Genomic DNA, 20,631 nt, shown 5'->3' with positions numbered 1-20,631 from the left:
ATGCATTTTCCTGCCACCCGCCTGCGGCGCCTGCGGCGCTCACCGACCCTGCGCGGCATGGTCCGCGAAACCCGTTTGGCCGTCGAGGATCTCATCTACCCCCTGTTCTGCATTGCAGGCCGGAACCAGCGGCGTCCCATCGCCTCCATGCCCGGCATCTGCCAACTGTCCGTCGACCAGGCGGTGCTGGAAGCCGGCAGCGCCTGGCAACTGGGCATTCCGGCGGTGCTGCTGTTCGGCATTCCGGCCGACAAGGATGCCGTGGGCAGCTCCGGTGCCCGCCCCGATGGCGTGGTGCAGCGGGCCGTGGCGGCCATCAAGGAAGCCTGGCCGGATCTGCTGGTGATCACCGATGTCTGCCTGTGCGAATACACCGACCACGGTCACTGCGGGGTCATCCGTGGCGGCGAGGTGGACAATGACGCGACCCTGGAACTGCTCGCCGCCCAGGCCGTCAGCCATGCCCGGGCCGGCGCCGACATGGTGGCTCCCAGCGACATGATGGACGGCCGGGTGGCGGCCCTGCGCGCCGCCCTCGACGCCGCCGGCTATGCGCAGCTCCCCATCATGAGCTACGCCGTCAAATACGCCAGCGCCTTCTACGGTCCGTTCCGGGAAGCGGCCGAATCGGCACCCCGGTTCGGCGACCGGCGCAGCTACCAGATGGATCCGGCCAACCGTCGGGAAGCCCACCGGGAAGCGGAACTGGATGTGGCGGAGGGGGCCGATTGCCTGATCGTCAAGCCGGCCCTGGCCTACCTGGACATATTGCGGGACCTGCGCCGGCGCCTGGACCTGCCCCTGGTGGCCTACAACGTGTCGGGCGAATTCGCCATGCTCAAGGCTGCCGCCGAACGGGGTTGGCTGGACCATGACCAGGTCATGTTGGAATCCCTGACCGGCATGAAGCGGGCCGGCGCCGATCTCATCATCACCTATCACGCGCCGGAAGCAGCACGTCTGCTGCGCACCCGCTGAAGCAAAGGGATACCGCCATGGCCGACAGTGCTTCGGAAAGCCGCCAACTGAGCCGCAGTGAAGCCATCACCACCCTGATCCATTACTACCGGGCCGAATCGGCTCGCGCCCTGGCCTGGCGCGAGCGCCTGGATCGCACCACCAACTGGGCGGTGGGTACCGCTGCGGCATTTCTCGGTTTTTCCTTCAGCCATCCGGAATTGCCCCATGCCATCTTCCTCTTCGCCTTGGCCATGGTCTATATCCTGCTGGTGGTCGAAGGACGACGGTTCCGGTTTTACGATGCCTACGAATTCCGGGTGCGGCTGCTGCATCAGCACTTCGTCGCCGAGATCCTGCAGGGTCGCCTGGAACACGGTCCGGATGCGCCCTGGCGCCAGGCCCTGGCGGAGGATCTGCTGCATCCGCGTTACAAGATGACCCGTCTGGAAGCCATCGGGCAACGCATCCATTCCAATTACATCTTCCTGTTCGGAGTCCTGCTGGCGGCCTGGATGCTGAAAATCCAGCTCCATCCGGCGCCGGTAGGCACCTTCCGGGAGTTTTTGACCCAGGCCGGCATGGGACGCATTCCGGGTTGGCTGACCCTGACTCTGGCGATGCTGTTTGCCGGCCATCTGGTTGTGCTGCAGCAGCTCGGCAGCCGGGCCCGCGGCGGCCGCGATCTGATTTTCCCCGGACGCGTCGACTGACGCCACACCCCTTTACCCTCTGGAAGAATCCTGCGACATGCGTGAATACCATCTGGACACCCTCGACAACGGTTTGCGCCTGCTCACCGTCGAAATGCCCCACCTGCACAGCATCGAAATGGTCTGCTACGTCGGCATCGGCAGCCGTTATGAAACACCGGAAACGGCCGGCATTTCCCATTTTCTGGAACACATGCTGTTTCGCGGCAGCCGCGACTACCCCACCAGCCAGATCCTGGAAGCGGCCTTCGAAGCCATCGGCGGCATGGCCAACGCCGCCACGGACAGTGAGTCGACCTGTTTTCATTCCCGCATCCATCCGGCGCACCTTCAGGAAGGAGCCGCCCTGTTTGCCTCCCTGCTGCAACAGCCCTTGTTGAACGGTCTGGAGATCGAGCGACGCATCATCCTGGAAGAGGCCCTGGAGGATCTCAACCAGGCCGGGCGACTCATCAATCCCGACAGTCTCACCGCCCGCCTGCTGTGGCCGGAGCACCCTCTGAGCCTGCCCACCGTCGGCAGCCAGGCGTCCATCAGCGGCCTGACCCTGGCCGACCTGCAGCAGCATCACCATCTATACTACGGCCCCTCCAACACGGTCATCGCCCTGGCCGGGCGGGTCACCCGGTCGCAGGCTCTGGGCACCCTCGGCGAGTCCTTCGCCGCCTGGCAGGGTCAGCCGGCGCCACCACCGTGTCCGGCCCCCGACACCGTCGCTGCCGGTCCGACCACCTCCTGGGTCAAGGATTCCAATTCCCAGGTCAATCTGCAACTCAGCTTTCGTCTGCCGGGCTGGCGCGATTCGCGCAACTGCGCCCTGCGGTTGCTGCGCCGCCTGCTGTCCGGCGGCGGCACGGCACGCCTCATGCGCCGCCTGCGGGACGAACTGGGCCTGACCTACCATGTCGAAGCCAATCTCGGCCTGCATCACGATTGCGGGGTACTGAGCGTCGACTTGGCGGTGGTGCCGGAGAGCCTGCCGCAAGCCCTGGCGGAGGTGCTGGATATTTTCAGCGATCTCTGTGCCCGTGCGCCGGCGGAGGAGGAACTGCAACGGACCGTGCGAAGCTTTCTCTACGACCTGGAATTCAGCCAGGATCAGCCCGACGGCCGCGCCGCCCGCTTCGCCTGGGGCGAACTGGTCGGCTATCCCCTGACCCTGGAGGGGGAACGGCAGGCCATCCTGGCCCTGAAGGGGGAGGATTTGCAAACAGTCGCGGTGGAACTGCTGCGGCCCGAGGCCCTGCACCTGGTGGTGGTCGGCCCCTTCCGGGCCCGCGATCGCAAAACCTGTGAGCAACTGTTGGCCGCCTACCGTCAGGCCTGATTGCCACAAAAAACGGCAGGCTGCCTGAAATCTGTCTGGCGGGTTGTTCCTTTTCCCTCCGCAACCCGCCAAACAGGCCTGTTTGCCGTTGGCAGGACTCTTGCTGGTAAGAAGGCAGGAGCTGCCGTTCCGGGCTCCTTCGCACCCCTCCCAAAGGAGTCCCGGCCGTGGCCCAAAAACCGAAGATCCGTGAACTGCTCGACGAAACGGCCTGCGCCCACAGCCAGACCCGAAAAGCCGCCTGCAACGCCCCCGTCCCCGGCGCCACCACCGGCGGGTGCGCCTTCGAGGGCGCCCAGATCTCCCTGTTTCCCTACGCCGACGCCGCCCACCTGGTCCACGGCCCCGCTACCTGCCTGGGCGCCTCCTGGGAAACGCGCCTGACGCGCACCAGCTGGCCGGGGCGCGACCTGACCCAGATGGGTTTCACCACCGCCATCGGCACCAACGACGTGGTGTTCGGCGGCGAAACGAAGTTGCGTCAGGCCATCGACTACCTGGTAAAGCACTACGCCCCCCAGGCGGTGTTTGTCTACAGCACCTGCGTCACCGCCATGATCGGGGACGATCTCGACCTGATCTGCCGGCAGGCCGAAGCCGCCCACGGCCTGCCGGTGGTACCGGTGCATGCACCCGGTTTCGTCGGCAGCAAGAACCTCGGCAGCCGGCTGGCCGGAGAGGCGGTGCTGATGCACCTCATCGGCACCCTGGAGCCGGAAAACACCACCCCCTTCGACATCAACCTCATCGGCGAATACAATGTCACCGGCGACATGTGGCAGTACAGCCCGCTGCTCGAAGAGCTGGGCATCCGCATTCTCTCCACCCTCAGCGGCGACGGCCGGGTGGCCCGCATCCGCACCGCCCATCGCGCCCGCCTCAACGTGTTGGTCTGCGCCAAGTCACTGGTGTCCCTGACCCGCAAACTGGAGGAACGCTACGGCACCCCGTCCATTTCCGTGTCCTTCTATGGCCGGCGGGACACCAGCGCCGGACTGTTGGCCATCGCCGAAGCCCTCGGCGACGCCGGCCTGGTTGACCGCACCCGACAGCTCATCGGCCGCGAGGAGGCCCGACTGGAACAGCGACTGGCGCCCTATCGGCAGTTCTTCCGCGGCCGCAAGGCGGTGCTCAACACCGGTGGCAACAAATCCTGGTCCATCGCTTCGGCCCTGCAGGATCTGGGCATCGAGGTGGTGGCGACCTCGGTGCGCAAGGCCACCGAGGCGGATCGGGAAAAAGCCCGGCAATATTTGGGGGAGAAGGGGGTTCTGATGACCAACCCCGGTCAGGAGCAGGCCCGCATCATCGATGAGACCGGCGCCGATCTGCTGCTGGCAGGCGGCCGCAGCCTGTACACCGCCATCAAGAAACGCATTGCCTTTGCCGATGTCAATCAGGAAAAGAAGCAAAGCTACGGCGGCTACGCAGGATTGTTGAACCTGGCCGAGGATCTGAAGAACGCGCTGGAGAACCCGGTATTCGAAAACGTCGCCAGGAGGGCGCCATGGGAGAAGTGATACGCAAAACCGGCAAGCCGCTGCAGGTCAATCCCATCCGCCTGTCCCAGCCCATGGGGGCGACCCTGGCGTTTCTCGGCGTCCATGGCTGCATGCCGCTGATGCACGGCGGCATGGGCTGCACCTCCTTCACCAAGGTGTTTCTGACCCGCCATTTCAGCGAGCCCATCGCCATCCAGACCACCGCCGTGACGGACGTCAGCGCGGTGCTCGACGGCGGCGATACGAGCATTCCCGAAGCGGTACGCAACATCACCGCCAAGGTCACGCCGAGCCTCATCGGCCTGTGCAGCACCGGTCTGACGGAAACCAAGGGCGACGACCTCGGCGGCATCGCCGGGCAGGTCGATTTTCCCCTGGTGTATGTACATACCACCGATTACGAGGGCGGGCTGGAAAGCGGCTGGGGCAAGGCGGTCCGGGCCATGATCGATCAATTGACCAAACCCTGCGATGCGGTTCAAAAGGGCAAGGCGATACTGCTGCCCCATGTCGGCCTGCAGCCCATCGAGGTGGAACGCATCAAGGAGTTCATCGCCCGGTTCGGCTATCAAGTTCACGCCCTGCCCGATCTGTCCACCGCCCTGGACGGCCACTTGGGCGAAAAGCAGAGCGCCCTGAGCAGCGGCGGCATCGAGGTGGAGCAAATCCGTAGTCTGGCCGAGGCGGCCCTGGTGATCTCCGTCGGTGCTTCCATGCTGCCGAGCGCGGCGGCCCTGCTGAACAAAAACCCGGCCCTGTGCCACCGGCACTTCCCACACCTGCAGGGCCTGGCGGCGACGGATGCATTGGCCGCCGCCCTGCTGGCGGAAAGCGGACGGGAATTACCCCACCCGGCCATCGTCCGCTGGCGCCGGCGCCTGCAGGATGCCATGCTCGATACCCACTTCGCCCTTGGCCAGACCCGCTTCCTGGTGGCCGGGGAACCTGATTTTCTGGCCGGCGCCTGCCAGGCCCTGGCCGAGGCCGGCGGCCGGGTTACCCTCGCTCTGGCCACCGTCGATGCGCCCGGGTTGGATGAGGTCCCAGCCGACCGGGTACTGGTGGGCGATCTGGAGGATGCGGAGGTTCGGCAGGAGGATTACGACCTGGTGATCGGCAATTTCCATTGCGAGGCCCTCGCCCATCGACATGGCAAGGGCCTGGTATTGCGGGGATTTCCCAATTGGGAAGAGGTCGGCAACCAGCTCAAAAACGATCAACTGTACGAGGGCGGCGCCTACTTCCTGTGCGAAACGGCCAATGCCGCCGAACACCACCGTCGCGCGACGACACACGCTTGAGACGCAATCTCTGCCTCAACCGGCGGCCCCCTCCCCCTGAGGCAGGACCACCGTCAGGTTGCGGCCGGCGCTTTTGGCCAGGTAGAGGGCCCGATCGGCCCGCGTCATGAGTTGATCCAGGGTTTCCCCGGCGACCCATTCCGCCACTCCGCAGCTGATGCTCACCAGGTTGGCCGCTTCCGGAGCAGCATGGCCGTCCAGGTCCGGGCGCAGATCCCGCACCCGGCTACGGATGCGCTCGGCCATGCTCTGCGCCTGGTGCAAATCGCCGTAGGTCAGCAGGACGAACTCGTCCCCACCCCAACGCACCAGCAGATCGTTCTTCCGGAAACAATCCCGGGCGATGACCGCCACTTCTTTGAGAATCCGATCACCGGCCAGGTGACCGCGTTGATCGTTGATGCCCTTGAAATTATCGATGTCGAACAGGATGACGGAAAATGCTTCCTGCTTGCGTCGGCTCTGATAGACGGCCAACTCGAAACAACGCTCGAATTCCCGGCGATTGAAGGCCTGAGTCAGCTCATCGGTGGTCGCCAATTGTTCGAGTCGGCTCTGGTATTTGTTGATCGTCCAAATGGTGATGACGAGAACCAGGACGATGATGGCCAAATCGAAAACCAGGTTACCAAGAAAACTGTTGCGGATGCCTGCCAAAGCCCGGCTCTCATCCTGTTCGACCAGGAGAAACCATTTAAATTCCGGGATATACCGGGAGGTCAGCAGCATGGTCCGACCGTCCTTACGGTATTCGAAAAATCGAGGTTCATCCCCTACGGTCAACACCTGTTCGGCTATTTCATTCAATCCTTCCCGCTGCAAAATATTCACCCGGTCAACCCAATCCTGATCCTTGTGAACTTTCACCAAACCGTCCCGGTCAACCAGATAAACATTGCGGTCATAGCGGCGCTGATAGTCCAGCAGCAATTCGCCCACCATCTGCATGTTAAGTCCGACGCCCGTCACCCCCAGCAGATTGCCTTGGTGATCTTCCAATCGGTGATTGATGAAGATGGTCAGGTGGTTGTCGGCGGCTTGGTTGTTGTCCACCGAAAGATCGTAAGGTTGATTGAGTTTTTTGAAATCATAAAACCAGACGTCATGCGCGTCCCTTGGACTGATGCGTTTCAGAATGCCGTTGAAATGGTAATAGTTTCCGGTTTGATCTGAGACGAAGAAGGTCGAGAAAAAACCGTATTTCTGACTGATTTCGTACAGGTATTTGGTAATCTGGGATACATTCTTTTCGCCCTCAATCGCCCAGTCCTTCAGGAATGTATCGTTGGCCATCAACGACGAAACATAGATGGGACGCAGCAGATCGGTCTGGATTTCGGAATAGATGTTGTCGCGGGTGAGCGGCAGGGAGTGTTCGATGATATTGCTGCGCACCGAATGTCTCGATGCCCGATAATTCAGGTAATTGGTCAGGAAAAAGCCGGTGACCAGGAGAAAACTCAGAGAGAGAATCAGCTTGGTTTTGATGGTCAGGTCTGCCAGGTTCCTTAACATCCCTTGTCTCCCTCGGCCCTGTTCACGCATGTGAAAAAGGGTGATTTTCAGAAAAACCGTCTCTAAAGGTAACCGAATTCATGGCACCCCTGCAAGGCCAAACAGGGATGTCCATGCTGCCGCGGAGCAGGGCGCAAAGACCCCGCCGGCCCTTGAGACTTGCCCTTAATTTGCTAAGATAAAACGTAACGTGTAGAATAAAACCGGTTGCCATCCATCGTGGACCGGACCGGTTTCACCAGGTACTTGATAATTTGCCCATGGAAAGGGAGGACCCCCATGACAGAGAGCACCATGCAACAGGAATTGGAAGCCATCCGCAACGATCTCAAACAGTTGCAGGCCGATACCGCCCGTTTGAAGGATGCCGGTCTCGACCTGACTCGTGACATGGTCAGCAATGCCCGCCAGAAACTGGAAACGGAAACCCAGCGCCTGCTCAAGCGCCTGCAGGAAGGTGCCGAAAACATGAAACACCATGGGCAGGAAGCCATTCAAAAAATCGAGAAGCAGGTCGACGAGCATCCCCTCACGGCACTGCTGACCGCCGCAGGAGTCGGCTTTGTGCTCGGCTGGCTCGTCAGCCGGAAATAGACTCATGCTGAAGACGTTAACCGATTTTTCCATTGCCCTGCTGGATCTGCTCGAAGCGGAAGCAAAAACGTTCCAGCGAGGGATCATCCGCGTCGGTGCGGCCTTTGTCATCGGCATTTCCGCCAGCGTCGTCATCATTGGCGCCGTGGGGTTGCTGATGCGGGCCTTTTATCTGGTTCTGGCAGGCCTCCTGGGTCCACCGGGAGCCCTGTTCAGCTGCGCCGTCATCATGCTGATCATCGCCGGAGGGGCCCTATGCTATGCACGCCGCATGCTCCGCTGAGCGTCGCCGATGCCAAGGCGCGGTTGCGGCAGGTGGCAGCCCGGGAGCCGTCGCTGCTGCTGTCCGTGCTGACCACCAGCCGCCTGCATCCCAAGGGCGGTCTGCTGGTGGCCTTTGCCGGCGGCTTGCTGCTCGGGGCCTCACCCCGCCTGCGGCGCACGTTGAAGCAATTGGCGCCGCTGCTGCTGGATCAATGCTTACCGAAAGGGTCGTCCCAGGAACCGCCGCCCTGCCCCTGACATTCTTTCCAAGGAGAAGGAGTACCCGCAATGCTCAGCCAGAAATTGCAGGATGCGCTCAACGAACAGATGAAAAATGAGTTCTTTTCCGCCTACCTGTACAAGGCCATGGCCGCCTGGTTCGAGTCCGAGGACCTGCCCGGCTTCGCCCACTGGATGCGTCTGCAGACCCTGGAAGAGCTCTGCCATGGGGAGAAGTTCTTCAACTTCATCTGCGAAGCCGGCGGCAGGGCCATCCTGCTGCCCATCGACGGTCCGCAGACGGACTATGAGTCACCCCTGGCGGTGTTCGAATATTCTCTCAAGCACGAACAGTTCGTCACCGACCGCATCAATCAACTCATGACTTTGGCCAAACAGGAAAACAATCATGCGGCCGAAATTTTTTTGCAATGGTTCGTCACCGAGCAGGTGGAGGAAGAGGCCAGCTTCGGCCTGGAACTGAAAAAACTCAAACGCCTCGGCAGCGACGGGCGCGGCCTGCTGATGCTGGATCGGGAACTGAGCCAGCGCACCTTCATGCCGCCGACGGGCATGAACATCACCGGCGCCTGAGGCTCAGCTTTTCTTTGACATCAGCCGTGCGGAAGCCCCGGCCTCCGCACGGCTTTTTCATGCTCCCACCAAGGAGGCTGTCGGCTTGCCCATGGCCTGCTGCAACTTGACGAATTCCGAAGTATCGCCCACCAGCATGAAACCGCTCAGGATGCCATTCCGATAGACCAGCTTGCGGTAATGGCCCCGTTCCTCGTCCAGGCTGATGTCGAGGGAATAGCCCGGCGCCTCGCTCAGCCCCTTGTCCCCCTGCACGGCCACCCGGGTTTCCATGGTGTTGATCATATAGGGCGGGATGTTCATGGCAAATTCCGCTTTGCCGCCGGCGGCGTTGCTCCCCGCCACCAGACCCTGCTGTCGCGACACCGGCCAGAGACCGAACCAGTAGCCGTCGGGCTGGGCCACGTCGCCGGCGGCGTAGATCCCCGGCACATTGGTCTGCATGCAGGTATCCGTCAAGATCCGTCGTTCCGTCCTGATGCCGGAGCCCTCCAGAAATCCCATATTGGCCTTGACGCCGATACTGACCAAAATCATGTCCGCCTCCAGGCAGCGACCATCGGCCAGTCGCACTCCGCGGGCGGGACTTTCCGGGGCATCGTCGCGACCGGTTACGGCAAGAATATCGGCTCCCGTCTCCACTCGAATCCCGAGGCTTTGCACTCGTCGGCAGAAGAGCGCGGAACCGGCTTCGTCCAACTGATTGGCCAACAGCAGAGGAGCCTTTTCGATAATGGTGGTTTGCAGCCCGGCGCGCCGTGCATGGTAGGCGGCCTCCAGGCCCAACAGACCGCCGCCGATGACAATGATGCTGCGCGACCGGGCGATCACCTTGGCGAGTTCCAGGGCGTTCTGCATCAGCCAAAGGGTATGCACCCCCGGTCGCTGGATGCCGGGGATGGGCGGCACGAAACTCTGGCTGCCGGTACAGATCACCAGGCTGGAATATTCCTGACATGTACCGTCGGCCAGGCGAACGCGGCTTGCGGCGGGTTCCACTCCCGTGACCGTACCCTGCAGGCGTCGCAGGCGTAGATCGTCATACCACTCCGGTGGATGCAGGGTCAATTGCGGCGCCGTTTCCGGATGGTCCAACACCTCGCAGATACGCAACCGGTAGTAAGGCAGAAACGGTTCCTGGGAAAGGAGCAGGATATCGGCTTCGGCGTCCTGTTTGCGCGCCCCCTCGGCCGCGGACACTCCGGCGATGCTGGAGCCGACGATGACGATGCGTTGTTTTTCAGCCATGGTTCCTCCCTGAAATTCCAGTTTTCCAAACAGGGCCAATCTTATCACGTCGCCTGAATGGATAAACCACGAATTCTTAATTTGTCATACTCACTGCACACCCTCCCCAGCCCCTCCCGGCAAGGGAGGGGCGAAAAACCGAAACATTTGGCGTGGGGACTTTAAGCTTGCCCTGCGGAGCCGCTGCCTTGCTTCGGCGTCATTCCCAGATCGGACATCAGCTTCAAGACCGCCAGTTCCTTGGCCTTGGCTTCCACATCGACCGTCAAGGCCAGGCCACGCCAGCAAACCGGAAAATCCTCGGGGTCGATATAATCGGCATGCAACCTCGGATTGGACCCCTGCCAACCCTGTTTCGGCGAAGAGACGTGCGCCCAGGGCTCGCCGCGCCCCCGCCAGGTGGCCGCAGCCAAAGTGGTGGCCTCCGCCACGGCAAGGCCGTCGGGGAGGCAGCGGTGATGGTGAACATCATAGACCAGGGGCACCCCAAGGGCGTGGCAGAGAGGCAGCAAATCCCGCACTGAATAGGACAGCTCGTCGTTTTCCAGGGTCAGCCTGGTTCGCACCCGTTCGGACAGACGGGGGAAATTGTCCGCCAACCGCCGCAGAGCCTGTTCCTTGCCGCCCTGCCGACCGCCGGCATGAATGTTGATCACCTCCGCACCGATGAGTTCGGCCAGCAGCCCCTGGTATTCCAACTCGGCAATGGATTTGTCCACCACCTCCGGACGCAGGGACGACAGGGAGACAAATTGGTCAGGGTGAAAACTCAGACGGATGTCGAGACTCCCGCGCAGCCGACGGACCTCCGCAAGTTGCCGGCGGATCTCGCCGGCGGCCGGCAGTTCATCCAGATGGTAGCCGACCAGAGGATGGGTGTAGCGCGGAAACAGCGGAGTCGTTACCCGAAAGGCGCCGATGCCCAAACCATGCACGGTCTCGACGGCACGCACCAGGTTGCGGGCATTTTCGAGGCAGATGTCCGACAACCGGGAAAGTTGCCCTGCGCGGGGCAAGGCGGAGAGAATCCGGGCCGTGGTGGCGCGAAAGCGGATGGGTTGTTCGACGAAAATACAGCAAAGCCCCAAACGCATCATCGCTCCATCGCACAAAAACCTTCCGCGCAACCCGTCCGGGCAGACCTTCACCCAAAACCATGTCGACCATGGCTCCATGAAACAATAGCATAGCAATTTTTGCAAAGAATTCAGAAATCGACAACCAAGACAGAACCATTGCAATCAACAACAAAAGATTCCGGGTAAACTTCAGTCAGGTTCTTGTACTGCTCCATAAAGGAGTCCCATCATGGACGCGACGCAACGATATGCCGTCAGTGGCCTGCTGGAAAGCGCGGGCCGCGAGGACTTCGCCATCCATCTTTACTCCCGCCAACTGCATCGGGACCCCTTTGCCACGGTGCCCTTGATGGCGCAGTACTATGTTCTGGACGAGGTGTATCCCGTCCGACCAGTGCCGGTGATTCTCTGGGATTTGCTCGGGATCATGGAAGTGGAAATCGTCCATCGGCAATGGTTCCTGGAAGCCGCCGAGGCCCTCAATCCGGGTCAAGAACCCGTGCCCCGCATCGTGTTCCCCGAGGCTCTATTCCATGGGATCACGCCTCCGGAAACAGAACCGATCCCGGGCCTGGGACGGGTCGTCCAGGCCATGGCGACGGACATCGTCCAGGAACAGCGGGCCGATGCCATCTACCGCTATTTCGCCCGTGAAACTTCCGGGCCCGTCAGTGAACTGTTTCGGGATGTGGCGGAACAGGAACAGGCCCATCGGCGCATTTTCGAGCAGGCCCTGGCCGAGCTTCGACGGGGAACGGTTGTCGACGTGTGGTGCCCCATCTGCGGCAAGACCCTGAAACTGTGGCCCCGTCTCCACGCAGCCGCGGACTGCGGCTTCTGTGGCTCCCGATTTACTCTCGGCATCGAGGCGGAGGATTTCATCCTGCAGCTTCGGGCCGACAGCCGCAACAACCGGCGGCACCGGATTCTTCGCCCCTGACACCAGCCTGGAGTTCCTGAAATTTCCTTCCCGCGCAATGGCTTGCTAGAATGGCCCCATGTCGAGCCCCTGCAAGACAATCTCTTTCGCCGGCGCCACCCTGCTCGGCATCCCCTGGCGGCAGGTGGGGCACATCCGCATGGCCGATGGGGTGTTGGGGCGGACAGAATAGCAGGAAGATTTTTTGCCCAATCCCTGCCCCCAACCAACCTCTTAGGGTGGGCACTACCCGGCAGTTGTCTCAGTCGCCATTCAAGTCATGACTGATGGTTGTCTGAAGATTTTTATAGATACCCAGACATTCAAAATAACTTGGAGTTAATTCGGATTTTGCCACGGACTCCAATGCCTCGATTGCTCTTGACACATGCCTTCTCTCTACCTCTAGCAATCCCTCAACATAGGGAATGGTGCAAATTTCAGAAACAGAAAAATACCTGGGAATCAAGGACATTACTGCTTCTGGGTTTTCAATCAAGGCTCTTGATAAAGAAAAATGCAAAGAAGTTAAATTCGAGGCGTCAATCCAAGGCAAGAATAGATGTGAATTCATAATCAATATTTCATCTCCATTTTCTATCCTATCCAGCAATTTTTCAAATTTATTATTTTCAACAATATACTCAACATAATTTTTCCCGTCAGAGCGCAAATGCTCCACCGTCTTTTCAGAATTTTCCGCAACCGCCCAACATCCAGAAAGAAGCAATAGAGTTAGAAAAACCCATAATCTAATGCTCGCATTCATATAAATTCTCCTAGGGGATCACCACCAGCTTTCGCGCGCCACTATTCCAAATTTTTTCCCTGATTTCGCGGCCGACAATGATGCAACCGCTGGACGCAGAGCCGGGATTCGATATCGAGTCGCCATGGATTTGAAAACTGGATCTACCAAGCGCATTATGTCCGACCGGCACCAAGGGGAGCACGTATGGGCCCGTCCTGGAACTCTGCCTTGGACTCTTGATTTCATACTCTCCTTTCGGGATCGGCCCGAAACCGACCAAGTGTTCCATATCCGGCTGGTTTTTTGCGGCTCCCCGTCCGGCGTAGCCTTTTACGACTTTGGCCCCATCGAATGTCAGGATACCGGTAGACTGACTGTATTCCCAATGCATCGACAACCTCCTTAGAAAGTGAACGGCTAACACCACGTAAAATTATTAAATAATAATTTACATTGTTTTTCAATTAGATTTTTCACCAAATTTTTGGTTCGTTCATCCATTAATGAAACAGACCTTCACCCGGTTCCGCAATTTGCCGGGCGAGGAAATATCGACGGTCAATCATGCCTTGATTCGGCTAAAAATGACTGGCCATGCCGAATGGCCCCTGCTAAAATCGCGCCGCACCCCCTGCTCCACCCTGCACCGGAACCCAGCGGCCCTCACAGCCCGGAAGGCGGCTTCGATGGAAAGCGATAACCTCCTCAAACTGCTTGAACAACTGGACCCCGGTGTGGTGCTGTTCGACGATGCCTTCAACGTCCTCTTCATCAACCAGGCCCTGTTGCTGATCTTCCCGAAAATCTCCCGCGAGGAGGTGTTCCGCACCAACCTCTTGGCACTGCACGAGGAAAAACTTCGCAACCAGATCCGGGACATCTTCCGGGTGATGAAGGATGCCAGCCGGCCGGTTCCCCATACCATCCGGCACCTGGGCCGCGACCGGGATGAGCGATTCCTGTTTCTCAAGCTCATGCCCCTGCTCGACAGCAGCCTGCAGCAGACCATCAACGGCTGCCTGGTATACGACATCACGCCCTTCATCACCACCGCCCAGCGCACCCTGCTGAAAATCCCCGTATCGACAGCCAGCGGCATCCGGCTCATCGATCCCTCCGAAATTCTCTATATCAGGGCGGAAAACGTCTACAGCCGCATCTTTACCGCCCGCGGCGACTTCTTTTGCGATCTGCCCCTCGGCGTCATCGAGGAAGGTCTGCCGACCAAGGAATTCATCCGCATCCACCGCAGCTACCTGATCCACCTCGGCAAGGTGAAGAAGATCGATCGGGATGCCCAATCCCTCGCCGTGGTCATGGAGGGCGACCAGGCGCGCCTGCCGGTGAGCCGCAGCCGGTCGAAGGATTTTCTGCAGCGCATCGGTCTGCGCTGAGCCGCCCACAACCGTTCACCAAACCATCCCGCCGTTGACCAATCGTATATTGCCCTTCGCTCCCGTTCCGCCTAGGATGCCCGACGAATTGTCCATCTGCCGAACTACCTGAAGGAGTAACCATGTGCACCAGACCTGACCACCGCAGCGTCGATCCGGCGGCTGCGGCGATGTTGAAGATTGCCGATCGCGACGGTTTCGAGACCGCCTGGAGCCGCCTGGAAGCCCAGCAACCGCAGTGCGGCTACGGCCAACTCGGCACCTGCTGCCGCAATTGCAGCATGGGACCCTGCCGCATCGATCCTCTGGAACAGGGTCCGCGACGCGGGGTATGCGGCGCCAACGCCGACACCATGGTGGCCCGCAACCTGGCGCGCATGGCGGCGGCCGGCGCCTCGGCCCACTCCGACCACGGCCGCAAGGTGGCCCTGCTGCTGAAGGAAGTCGCGGCGGGTCGCAATACGGATTATCCCCTCATCAATCCCGATAAATTGCTGGTGGTGGCCGGCCGTCTCGGCATCGCCACGGCCGGGCGGGAGATCCTGGATATCGCCGGCGAGGTGGCCGATGTGGCCATCGCCTGTTTCGGCGCCCAGGGAGAGGAGGTCATCCCCTTCGCCACCGCCTACATGCCGAAACAGCGCGTCGAATTGCTAAAAGGCCTGGAGGGTACCCTGACAGAGCTGACGGGCGCCCGCATCGGCCTGCTGCCGCGCGGCATCGACCGGGAGGTGGTGGATATCATGCACCGCACCCACTTCGGCTGCGACGCCGACCCCCTGTCCCTGGTGGCGCAGACCCTGCGCTGCTCCTTCGGCGACGGCTGGGGCGGTTCCCTCATCGCCACCGAATGCCAGGATATCCTGTTCGGATCGCCTCAGGTGCGCACCATCAAGGCCAATCTCGGCGTCCTCGACCAGACGATGGTCAACGTGCTGGTTCACGGCCACGAACCGGTCTTGTCGGAAAAGGTCGTGGAATGGGCCCGCGCTCCCGAAATGGCCGAAGCCGCCCGGGCGGTGGGCGCCAAGGGCATCAATGTCGCGGGTCTGTGCTGTACCGGCAATGAGATCCTCATGCGCCAGGGGGTCAACGTGGCCGGCAACCTGCTGCACAGCGAGTTGGCCATCATGACCGGCGCGGTGGAGGCCATGGTGGTCGATGTGCAGTGCATCTTCCCGTCCCTGGCCGACCTGTCGTCCTGCTTCCACACCCGCTTCATCACCACCAGCGAGCAGACCAACATCCCCGGCGCCCTGCACATTCAGTTCGAGGAACATCAGGCCGACGCCATCGCCCGGCGCATCATTCAGACCGCCATCGACGCTTTCCCCAACCGCAACACCGCCAAGGTCTACATCCCCCAGGAGACGGAGGAAGCCATGGTCGGCTTCACCGTCGAGCAGATCCTGGCTGCCTTGGGCGGCACGCCCGACCCGCTGGTGGAAGTCATCGCCAACGGCACCATCAAGGGCGTGGTCGGCATCGTCGGCTGCAACAACGCCAAGGTGCAGCAGGACTTCTTCCACCTGGCCCTGACCCGCGAGCTCATTCAACGGGACATCCTGGTGCTCGGCACCGGCTGCTGGGCCATCGCCGCCGCCAAGGCCGGGCTGATGAACCTGGACGCCCTGGAACTGGCCGGCCCGGGACTAAAAGCGGTCTGCGGGCAACTCGGCATTCCGCCGGTGCTGCACATGGGCTCCTGTGTCGACTGTTCGCGCATGTTGGTCCTGACCGGAGCCCTGGCCGACCACCTGGGGGTGGACACGGCCGCCCTGCCGGTAGTCGGTTCAGCGCCGGAATGGACCACGGAGAAGGCCGTCGCCATCGGCACCTATTTTATCGGCAGCGGCCTGCCGGTGCATCTCTGGCCGGTACCGCCGGTCCTCGGTTCGCCGGCCGTCACCAAAATTCTCACGGAATCGGCCCGGGACCTGCTCGGCGGATATTTCTTCGTCGAGGAGGATCCCCTGGCGACCGCCGACCGCATGGAGGCCATCATCATGGAAAAGCGCGCCGGACTCGGACTGTAAGGGAGAAGAGCCATGCATGAAATGAAAGGTTTCCGTGTCGTCATCACGGGCAAGGGAGGGGTCGGCAAGACTACCCTGACCAGTTGCCTGGCGCGACTGCTGGGTCGACGCGGCATCCGGGTGCTGGCCGCGGACGAGGATCCGCAGATGAACCTGCCCCATGCCCTTGGCCTGCCGCCGGAACAGGCGCTGGCCATCGTGCCCCTGAGCCGGAATCCCGACTACATCGCGGAAAAAACCGGCGCACGGCCCGGCAAGTCCTTCGGCGCCCTGTTTCGTCTCAACCCTGATGTCAGCGACGTGGTCGGGCGCTTCGGAGTCCGCATCGACGACCGGTTGAGCCTGCTGGTCATGGGCACCGTGGTACAGGCGGCGGCCGGCTGTCTCTGCTCGGAGAACGTGCTGCTCGATTCGGTGCTCAACTATCTGGCGCTGCGCGACGAGGAGGCCATCCTCCTCGACACGCAAGCCGGGGTGGAGCATTTCGGCCGCGCCCTGGCCAAGGGTTTTTCCCAGTGCCTGGTGGTCAGCGACCTGTCCTTCAACGCCCTGGCGGTGGCCTGCCATGCCGCCGACCTGGCCCGGCAGCTCGGCATCGGTCGCATCCATCTGGTGGTCAATCGCTACCGGGAGGACGCCGGCGACAAGTTGCAGCGCTTCCGGGAGGCCACCGGTCAGGACACGCAGCGCCTGTTCGACGTCATTCACACCCTGCCCGGCGAGGCCCGGTTCGAGGACCTGGAGCCGGACGTAACCCGCATCCTCGACCAGGAAAGCGCCTATGTGTCGGGCCTGAACCGACTCGTCGAGGACCTGCTGGCCTTCGAAGGACGACGCCGCGAAAGATCTGCTGCAGCCCTGGAGGAGGAAGGCAAAGAATGAAAAAGATCCTCGTCGATTACCGCAAATGCGTGGCCTGCAAGTCCTGCGAAACGGCCTGCGCCGTGGCCCATCACCCCAGCGGCAACCTTTTCGGGCTGATCGGAGATGCCCGCACCCAGGTCAACGTGCGCGTCCTGGGAGTGGAGCACGAGGCGTTTCCCGTCTCCTGCCGGCATTGCGACCCCGCCGCCTGCCTGAGTGCCTGCCCGGCAGGGGCCATCGCCCGCGATCCGGACAGCGGCGCCGTAGTGCAGCATCCGGAAAGGTGTCAGGCCTGCGCCATGTGCGCCATGGTCTGCCCCTTCGATGCCATCTCCTTCAAACACACCCACCGCGCCCTGCCGGGCCGCGAGGTGGCCTTCAAGTGCGACCTTTGCCATCAGCGCCTGGCCCGGGGCGAGGCACCGGCCTGCGTGGCGGCCTGCCATTCCGGCGCCCTGGTGTTTCGCGAGCTGGAACCGGCCCGGGAACAGCGGGCCAAGGCCGGTCTCAAGGTCTATCTGCTGGGCGAAGCAGGGGAGCCGGCCCTGTTTGCCCTGCACCGGGAACTGCGGCGCAGAACCTTTGCCCGGCGCCGGGGGGAACCGACATGAAAGTGGTCACCGTCGGCACCGGCATGGCCGCGGCCGAATTCGTCCAGCAACTGCGCCTGGGCGGGTTTGACGGCGATATCGTCATGTGCAGCGCGGAAACCCATGCCCCCTATTCGCCCTGTGTCATCCCCTATCTGCTGGCCGGCGAGCCGGCGGACAACGTGTTCTGGAAGGGCCGCGATTTTTACCGGCGCTACCGGGTCACGGCCCGCCTCGGCGACCCGGTGGTGGAAATCGACCGGCAGCAAACCCGGCTGCGCACCGCACAGGGCCGCGTGGAACCCTACGATCGGCTGTTCTTCGCTCCCGGCAGCCGCAGCCGGTTTCCCTGCCGCGACTGGCTGGACACCGCCGGCGTGTTCGGTTTCAAGACCCTCTCCGACATGCAGGCCATCGACGGCCATATCCGCACCCAGGGGGTGCAACGGGCCGTGGTGATCGGGGGCGGATTCATCGGTCTGGACGCCGCCCTGGCCTTGCGTCATCGGGGCCTGCAGGTCAGCCTGGTGCATTGCCATGAGCGGCTGCTGGAGCGCATGACGGATGTCGACGGCGGACGCTTTGCCACGGAGCAACTGGCACAGCGCAGCGGTATCGACCTGTATCTGTCTTCGGAGGTGGCCACGGTGACGGCCCGCAACGGCCAGGCCTGCGGGGTCCGGCTGCGCAACGGCCGGGACATCGACGCCGCCCTGGTGATCGTCGCCACCGGCTTCGTGCCCAACTCGGCCCCCCTGACCGGAGCCGAACAAGGGATCGCCGTCGGCAACGATCTGCTGGCCGAAGCACGGATCCTGGCCGCCGGCGACGTGGCCGTGACCCGGCATGCCCTGGACGGCCCGGCCGGTCTCTATGCCACCGCTCCCAACGCCATCGCCCAGGCCCGGGTGGCGGCGGCCTACGTGCTCGGCGGCCAGACGCGCTACGCCGGCTCCCTGAACGCCAACGTGCTGCGCAAGCACCTGGATTTTCCCATCGTTTCCGCCGGCCGGTTCGAAGGCGAAGCCGTGACCTTCCGCAACCAGCGCCTGTTCCGGCGCGTTTATCTGCAGGAAGGACGCATCAACGGCTACATCCTCATCGGCGATACCCGCCTGGCCGGATACATCTACAACCTGTACCTGACGCGGGAACCGGTCGCGGGTGCCATCGGCAGCGTGCTTGCCGACTCCCGCGGCGAGAGCTATTATCGTTCCATGATGAACCTGGCTCCGGCCGGCGCCTGACGATAATCATTGCGACTGCCGACAGGGCACCGAAACCCCGAATCCGAAGGAGGACCACATGCACATCCCCGATCACATGCTGCAGGGCGCCATTTGCCCGGCCACGGCAGCCCTCGCCCTGGCGGGCGTGGGAGCGGCCCTGGTGGCGGCAGCCCGCAGCCATAACAAACCGGGCGTCGGCCGCTTTGCCGCCATAACGGCCCTAATTTTCGCCGCCCAGATGATGAACTTCCCCATCGCCGGCGGCACCTCGGGGCATTTGCTGGGCGCCGCGCTGGCAACGGCCCTGCTCGGTACGCCCTTCGCGGTGCTGGCCATGACCCTGGTGGTGGCGGTTCAGGCTCTGGTGTTCGGCGACGGCGGCCTTATGGTGCTGGGCGCCAACATCCTCAACATGGCCCTCATCGGTGTGGCCGCCGTCGCCCTCCTGCAGCGGCTGTGGAACAGCGAGGCGTTGCGGTCTTCCTGGCGCACCGGCCTGGCTTTCGGCGCCGCCGGCTGGTTGTCGGTGCTGCTCGCCGCCCTGGCCGTCAGTTTGCAACTGGCCCTTGCCGGCGCCGTGCCGTTTGCCACCGTGGCCGGTGCCATGCTCCGCGTGCATGCTCTCATCGGCCTCGGCGAGGGGCTGATTACGGCAGCCGCGCTGGCCTTGCTGGCCCGGCCCGTACAGCGCGACCTGTCGGGCTTCCGCCAGATGGCCCGGCCCTTCGCCGCGGCCTGCGGCATCGGGCTGCTGCTGAGCCCCCTGGCCAGCAGCCTGCCGGACGGTCTGGAAAGGATCGCGGAAAATCTGAACTTCATGCCGGTGGAAGAGAGCGGTTTCTGGTCGCCCCTGACGGACTACCAGTTGGCCGCCATCGGTCACGAGGCCCTGGCTACCGGCCTGGCGGGGTTGTGTGGGGTGTTGCTGACCTTCACTTTGGCTTGGCTGGTGGCGCGGCCCCTGCAGGCACGCCTCGGCTAAATCAAGCGCTGGCAGGAATTTGCCATGTACGCCACCCTCAATGGCATCCTTGGCAGGCTTGAGCCAGGGATGGGATTTTGGATTGGCCTGGAAACACATCAGGGCCGGGACTCCTGAGAGTCCCGGCCCTGACTATTTCATGCGGATTGCCCGCCGACCATCGGTACCTACTGCCGGCGCTTTTCCAGGTCGATCAACAACTGGCGCAATCTACGGCGATCGTTTTCCAAGGCGTCGATGGTCTGTTGCAGATCCTTCTTTTCGTCCCGCCAGGCGTTGCGCTCGCGCGTCAACTGATTGATGACCTGCTGCTGGCTCTGCATCCGTTCCAGAAGTTGGCCGATAGATCGAACATGGAGGGCATACGGACTGTCCGGATACTCCTTCTGCAAGGCATCTAAAGCCGGCGGCAGACCATTCTTGCGGCCACCGAGTTCATCCAGCCCCTGGTAGAAAAGCACTTGGTCCGGCGGGGGCGCCGGCATGGGGATCGAACCGGACTTGCAGGCACAGAGCAGAATCAACAGGCTGCCGTAAAAAACCTTGCGCATGC

Annotated in this window: 22 protein-coding genes; 16 read left to right on the top strand and 6 right to left on the bottom strand. The window is 62.2% G+C overall.

Translation table 11 applies throughout. The features are described from left to right. The 5 genes from hemB (at window position 1) to nifN (ending at window position 5,800) form a co-directional block, all read left to right on the top strand. Window positions 1-978 carry a porphobilinogen synthase gene (gene hemB, locus JQN68_RS11985; protein ID WP_225072641.1) on the top strand — a complete coding sequence of 326 codons (978 nt, stop codon included), beginning with the start codon at window positions 1-3 and terminating at the stop codon, window positions 976-978. A gap of 17 nt (window positions 979-995) precedes the next feature. Then, on the top strand, window positions 996-1,670 hold the full coding sequence (locus JQN68_RS11980) for a DUF2270 domain-containing protein (protein WP_225072640.1): 675 nt from the start codon (window positions 996-998) through the stop codon (window positions 1,668-1,670). A 37-nt stretch (window positions 1,671-1,707) separates the two neighbouring features. Next, window positions 1,708-2,997, top strand: coding sequence for a M16 family metallopeptidase (locus JQN68_RS11975; protein ID WP_225072639.1), 1,290 nt, complete (start codon window positions 1,708-1,710; stop codon window positions 2,995-2,997). 167 nt (window positions 2,998-3,164) lie between these two features. Then, on the top strand, window positions 3,165-4,517 hold the full coding sequence (gene nifE, locus JQN68_RS11970; RefSeq protein ID WP_249621208.1) for a nitrogenase iron-molybdenum cofactor biosynthesis protein NifE: 1,353 nt from the start codon (window positions 3,165-3,167) through the stop codon (window positions 4,515-4,517). Then, on the top strand, window positions 4,505-5,800 hold the full coding sequence (gene nifN, locus JQN68_RS11965) for a nitrogenase iron-molybdenum cofactor biosynthesis protein NifN (protein ID WP_225072637.1): 1,296 nt from the start codon (window positions 4,505-4,507) through the stop codon (window positions 5,798-5,800). The genes nifE and nifN overlap by 13 nt, the downstream gene beginning before the upstream one ends. A 15-nt stretch (window positions 5,801-5,815) precedes the next feature. On the opposite strand, the gene JQN68_RS11960 is transcribed toward nifN, so the two are convergent. Next, window positions 5,816-7,315: a sensor domain-containing diguanylate cyclase gene (locus JQN68_RS11960; protein ID WP_225072636.1), complete on the bottom strand. Its 1,500-nt coding sequence runs from the start codon at window positions 7,313-7,315 to the stop codon at window positions 5,816-5,818. A 279-nt stretch (window positions 7,316-7,594) separates the two neighbouring features. On the opposite strand from JQN68_RS11960, the gene JQN68_RS11955 reads away from it, so the two are divergent. Genes JQN68_RS11955 through JQN68_RS11940 form a run of 4 tightly spaced genes read left to right on the top strand, consistent with a single transcriptional unit; the run spans window position 7,595 to window position 8,986 of the window. Further along, entirely contained in the window at window positions 7,595-7,909 is a 315-nt protein-coding gene (locus JQN68_RS11955; RefSeq protein WP_225072635.1) for an ElaB/YgaM/YqjD family protein, read from the top strand. 4 nt (window positions 7,910-7,913) lie between these two features. Then, window positions 7,914-8,192, top strand: coding sequence for a hypothetical protein (locus JQN68_RS11950; RefSeq protein WP_225072634.1), 279 nt, complete (start codon window positions 7,914-7,916; stop codon window positions 8,190-8,192). Continuing rightward, on the top strand, window positions 8,165-8,431 hold the full coding sequence (locus JQN68_RS11945) for a hypothetical protein (protein ID WP_225072633.1): 267 nt from the start codon (window positions 8,165-8,167) through the stop codon (window positions 8,429-8,431). Before JQN68_RS11950 ends, JQN68_RS11945 begins: the two co-directional genes overlap by 28 nt. A 30-nt stretch (window positions 8,432-8,461) precedes the next feature. Continuing rightward, the gene (locus JQN68_RS11940) at window positions 8,462-8,986 is read left to right on the top strand and encodes a ferritin (RefSeq protein WP_225072632.1); all 525 of its coding nucleotides are present in this window, start codon (window positions 8,462-8,464) and stop codon (window positions 8,984-8,986) included. Window positions 8,987-9,043: 57 nt separating this feature from the next. Here the strand turns inward: JQN68_RS11940 and JQN68_RS11935 are convergent, their stop codons facing one another. Next, window positions 9,044-10,234 carry an NAD(P)/FAD-dependent oxidoreductase gene (locus tag JQN68_RS11935; protein ID WP_225072631.1) on the bottom strand — a complete coding sequence of 397 codons (1,191 nt, stop codon included), beginning with the start codon at window positions 10,232-10,234 and terminating at the stop codon, window positions 9,044-9,046. Window positions 10,235-10,395: 161 nt separating this feature from the next. After that, on the bottom strand, window positions 10,396-11,331 hold the full coding sequence (uvsE, locus tag JQN68_RS11930; RefSeq protein ID WP_225072630.1) for a UV DNA damage repair endonuclease UvsE: 936 nt from the start codon (window positions 11,329-11,331) through the stop codon (window positions 10,396-10,398). Between the two features lie 211 nt (window positions 11,332-11,542). On the opposite strand from uvsE, the gene JQN68_RS11925 reads away from it, so the two are divergent. After that, entirely contained in the window at window positions 11,543-12,253 is a 711-nt protein-coding gene (locus JQN68_RS11925; RefSeq protein WP_225072629.1) for a ferritin family protein, read from the top strand. Between the two features lie 241 nt (window positions 12,254-12,494). Here the strand turns inward: JQN68_RS11925 and JQN68_RS11920 are convergent, their stop codons facing one another. Then, window positions 12,495-13,001: a hypothetical protein gene (locus tag JQN68_RS11920; RefSeq protein ID WP_225072628.1), complete on the bottom strand. Its 507-nt coding sequence runs from the start codon at window positions 12,999-13,001 to the stop codon at window positions 12,495-12,497. Between the two features lie 10 nt (window positions 13,002-13,011). Then, the gene (locus tag JQN68_RS14795; protein ID WP_225072627.1) at window positions 13,012-13,374 is read right to left on the bottom strand and encodes a tlde1 domain-containing protein; all 363 of its coding nucleotides are present in this window, start codon (window positions 13,372-13,374) and stop codon (window positions 13,012-13,014) included. A 295-nt stretch (window positions 13,375-13,669) separates the two neighbouring features. Here JQN68_RS14795 and JQN68_RS11915 point away from each other — a divergent pair, with 295 nt between their 5' ends. The 6 genes from JQN68_RS11915 (at window position 13,670) to JQN68_RS11890 (ending at window position 20,078) form a co-directional block, all read left to right on the top strand. Beyond that, entirely contained in the window at window positions 13,670-14,377 is a 708-nt protein-coding gene (locus JQN68_RS11915) for a LytTR family transcriptional regulator DNA-binding domain-containing protein (protein ID WP_225072626.1), read from the top strand. A gap of 122 nt (window positions 14,378-14,499) precedes the next feature. Beyond that, window positions 14,500-16,413, top strand: coding sequence for an anaerobic carbon-monoxide dehydrogenase catalytic subunit (gene cooS, locus JQN68_RS11910; RefSeq protein WP_225072625.1), 1,914 nt, complete (start codon window positions 14,500-14,502; stop codon window positions 16,411-16,413). A 12-nt stretch (window positions 16,414-16,425) separates the two neighbouring features. After that, window positions 16,426-17,295 (top strand): ATP-binding protein, encoded by an 870-nt coding sequence (locus JQN68_RS11905; protein ID WP_225072624.1) that lies wholly within the window; start codon window positions 16,426-16,428, stop codon window positions 17,293-17,295. Further along, window positions 17,292-17,888 carry a 4Fe-4S dicluster domain-containing protein gene (locus JQN68_RS11900; protein ID WP_225072623.1) on the top strand — a complete coding sequence of 199 codons (597 nt, stop codon included), beginning with the start codon at window positions 17,292-17,294 and terminating at the stop codon, window positions 17,886-17,888. The genes JQN68_RS11905 and JQN68_RS11900 overlap by 4 nt, the downstream gene beginning before the upstream one ends. Then, the gene (locus tag JQN68_RS11895; protein ID WP_225072622.1) at window positions 17,885-19,114 is read left to right on the top strand and encodes an NAD(P)/FAD-dependent oxidoreductase; all 1,230 of its coding nucleotides are present in this window, start codon (window positions 17,885-17,887) and stop codon (window positions 19,112-19,114) included. The genes JQN68_RS11900 and JQN68_RS11895 overlap by 4 nt, the downstream gene beginning before the upstream one ends. A 58-nt stretch (window positions 19,115-19,172) precedes the next feature. Beyond that, window positions 19,173-20,078: an energy-coupling factor ABC transporter permease gene (locus tag JQN68_RS11890; protein ID WP_225072621.1), complete on the top strand. Its 906-nt coding sequence runs from the start codon at window positions 19,173-19,175 to the stop codon at window positions 20,076-20,078. Window positions 20,079-20,245: 167 nt separating this feature from the next. On the opposite strand, the gene JQN68_RS11885 is transcribed toward JQN68_RS11890, so the two are convergent. Further along, complete coding sequence (locus JQN68_RS11885) at window positions 20,246-20,629, bottom strand: hypothetical protein (RefSeq protein ID WP_225072620.1); 384 nt, start codon at window positions 20,627-20,629, stop codon at window positions 20,246-20,248. Window positions 20,630-20,631 lie beyond the last annotated feature (2 nt).

The sequence above is a fragment of the Desulfuromonas sp. CSMB_57 genome (genome assembly GCF_020194955.2).
In the GTDB taxonomy this organism is placed as follows: Bacteria; Desulfobacterota; Desulfuromonadia; order Desulfuromonadales; family Syntrophotaleaceae; genus JAFCIY02.
This window is presented reverse-complemented; position numbering and strand designations above follow the sequence as displayed.

Bases quoted from the DNA above. Each gene is read 5' to 3' on its own strand.
- hemB (WP_225072641.1), top strand. From the start codon at position 1: ATGCATTTTCCTGCCACCCGCCTGCGGCGCCTGCGGCGCTCACCGACC.
- JQN68_RS11980 (WP_225072640.1), top strand. From the start codon at position 996: ATGGCCGACAGTGCTTCGGAAAGCCGCCAACTGAGCCGCAGTGAAGCC.
- JQN68_RS11975 (WP_225072639.1), top strand. From the start codon at position 1,708: ATGCGTGAATACCATCTGGACACCCTCGACAACGGTTTGCGCCTGCTC.
- nifN (WP_225072637.1), top strand. From the start codon at position 4,505: ATGGGAGAAGTGATACGCAAAACCGGCAAGCCGCTGCAGGTCAATCCC.
- JQN68_RS11960 (WP_225072636.1), bottom strand. From the start codon at position 7,315: ATGTTAAGGAACCTGGCAGACCTGACCATCAAAACCAAGCTGATTCTC.
- JQN68_RS11955 (WP_225072635.1), top strand. From the start codon at position 7,595: ATGACAGAGAGCACCATGCAACAGGAATTGGAAGCCATCCGCAACGAT.
- JQN68_RS11950 (WP_225072634.1), top strand. From the start codon at position 7,914: ATGCTGAAGACGTTAACCGATTTTTCCATTGCCCTGCTGGATCTGCTC.
- JQN68_RS11945 (WP_225072633.1), top strand. From the start codon at position 8,165: ATGCTATGCACGCCGCATGCTCCGCTGAGCGTCGCCGATGCCAAGGCG.
- JQN68_RS11940 (WP_225072632.1), top strand. From the start codon at position 8,462: ATGCTCAGCCAGAAATTGCAGGATGCGCTCAACGAACAGATGAAAAAT.
- JQN68_RS11935 (WP_225072631.1), bottom strand. From the start codon at position 10,234: ATGGCTGAAAAACAACGCATCGTCATCGTCGGCTCCAGCATCGCCGGA.
- uvsE (WP_225072630.1), bottom strand. From the start codon at position 11,331: ATGATGCGTTTGGGGCTTTGCTGTATTTTCGTCGAACAACCCATCCGC.
- JQN68_RS11925 (WP_225072629.1), top strand. From the start codon at position 11,543: ATGGACGCGACGCAACGATATGCCGTCAGTGGCCTGCTGGAAAGCGCG.
- JQN68_RS11920 (WP_225072628.1), bottom strand. From the start codon at position 13,001: ATGAATGCGAGCATTAGATTATGGGTTTTTCTAACTCTATTGCTTCTT.
- JQN68_RS14795 (WP_225072627.1), bottom strand. From the start codon at position 13,374: ATGCATTGGGAATACAGTCAGTCTACCGGTATCCTGACATTCGATGGG.
- JQN68_RS11915 (WP_225072626.1), top strand. From the start codon at position 13,670: ATGGAAAGCGATAACCTCCTCAAACTGCTTGAACAACTGGACCCCGGT.
- cooS (WP_225072625.1), top strand. From the start codon at position 14,500: ATGTGCACCAGACCTGACCACCGCAGCGTCGATCCGGCGGCTGCGGCG.
- JQN68_RS11905 (WP_225072624.1), top strand. From the start codon at position 16,426: ATGCATGAAATGAAAGGTTTCCGTGTCGTCATCACGGGCAAGGGAGGG.
- JQN68_RS11900 (WP_225072623.1), top strand. From the start codon at position 17,292: ATGAAAAAGATCCTCGTCGATTACCGCAAATGCGTGGCCTGCAAGTCC.
- JQN68_RS11895 (WP_225072622.1), top strand. From the start codon at position 17,885: ATGAAAGTGGTCACCGTCGGCACCGGCATGGCCGCGGCCGAATTCGTC.
- JQN68_RS11890 (WP_225072621.1), top strand. From the start codon at position 19,173: ATGCACATCCCCGATCACATGCTGCAGGGCGCCATTTGCCCGGCCACG.
- JQN68_RS11885 (WP_225072620.1), bottom strand. From the start codon at position 20,629: ATGCGCAAGGTTTTTTACGGCAGCCTGTTGATTCTGCTCTGTGCCTGC.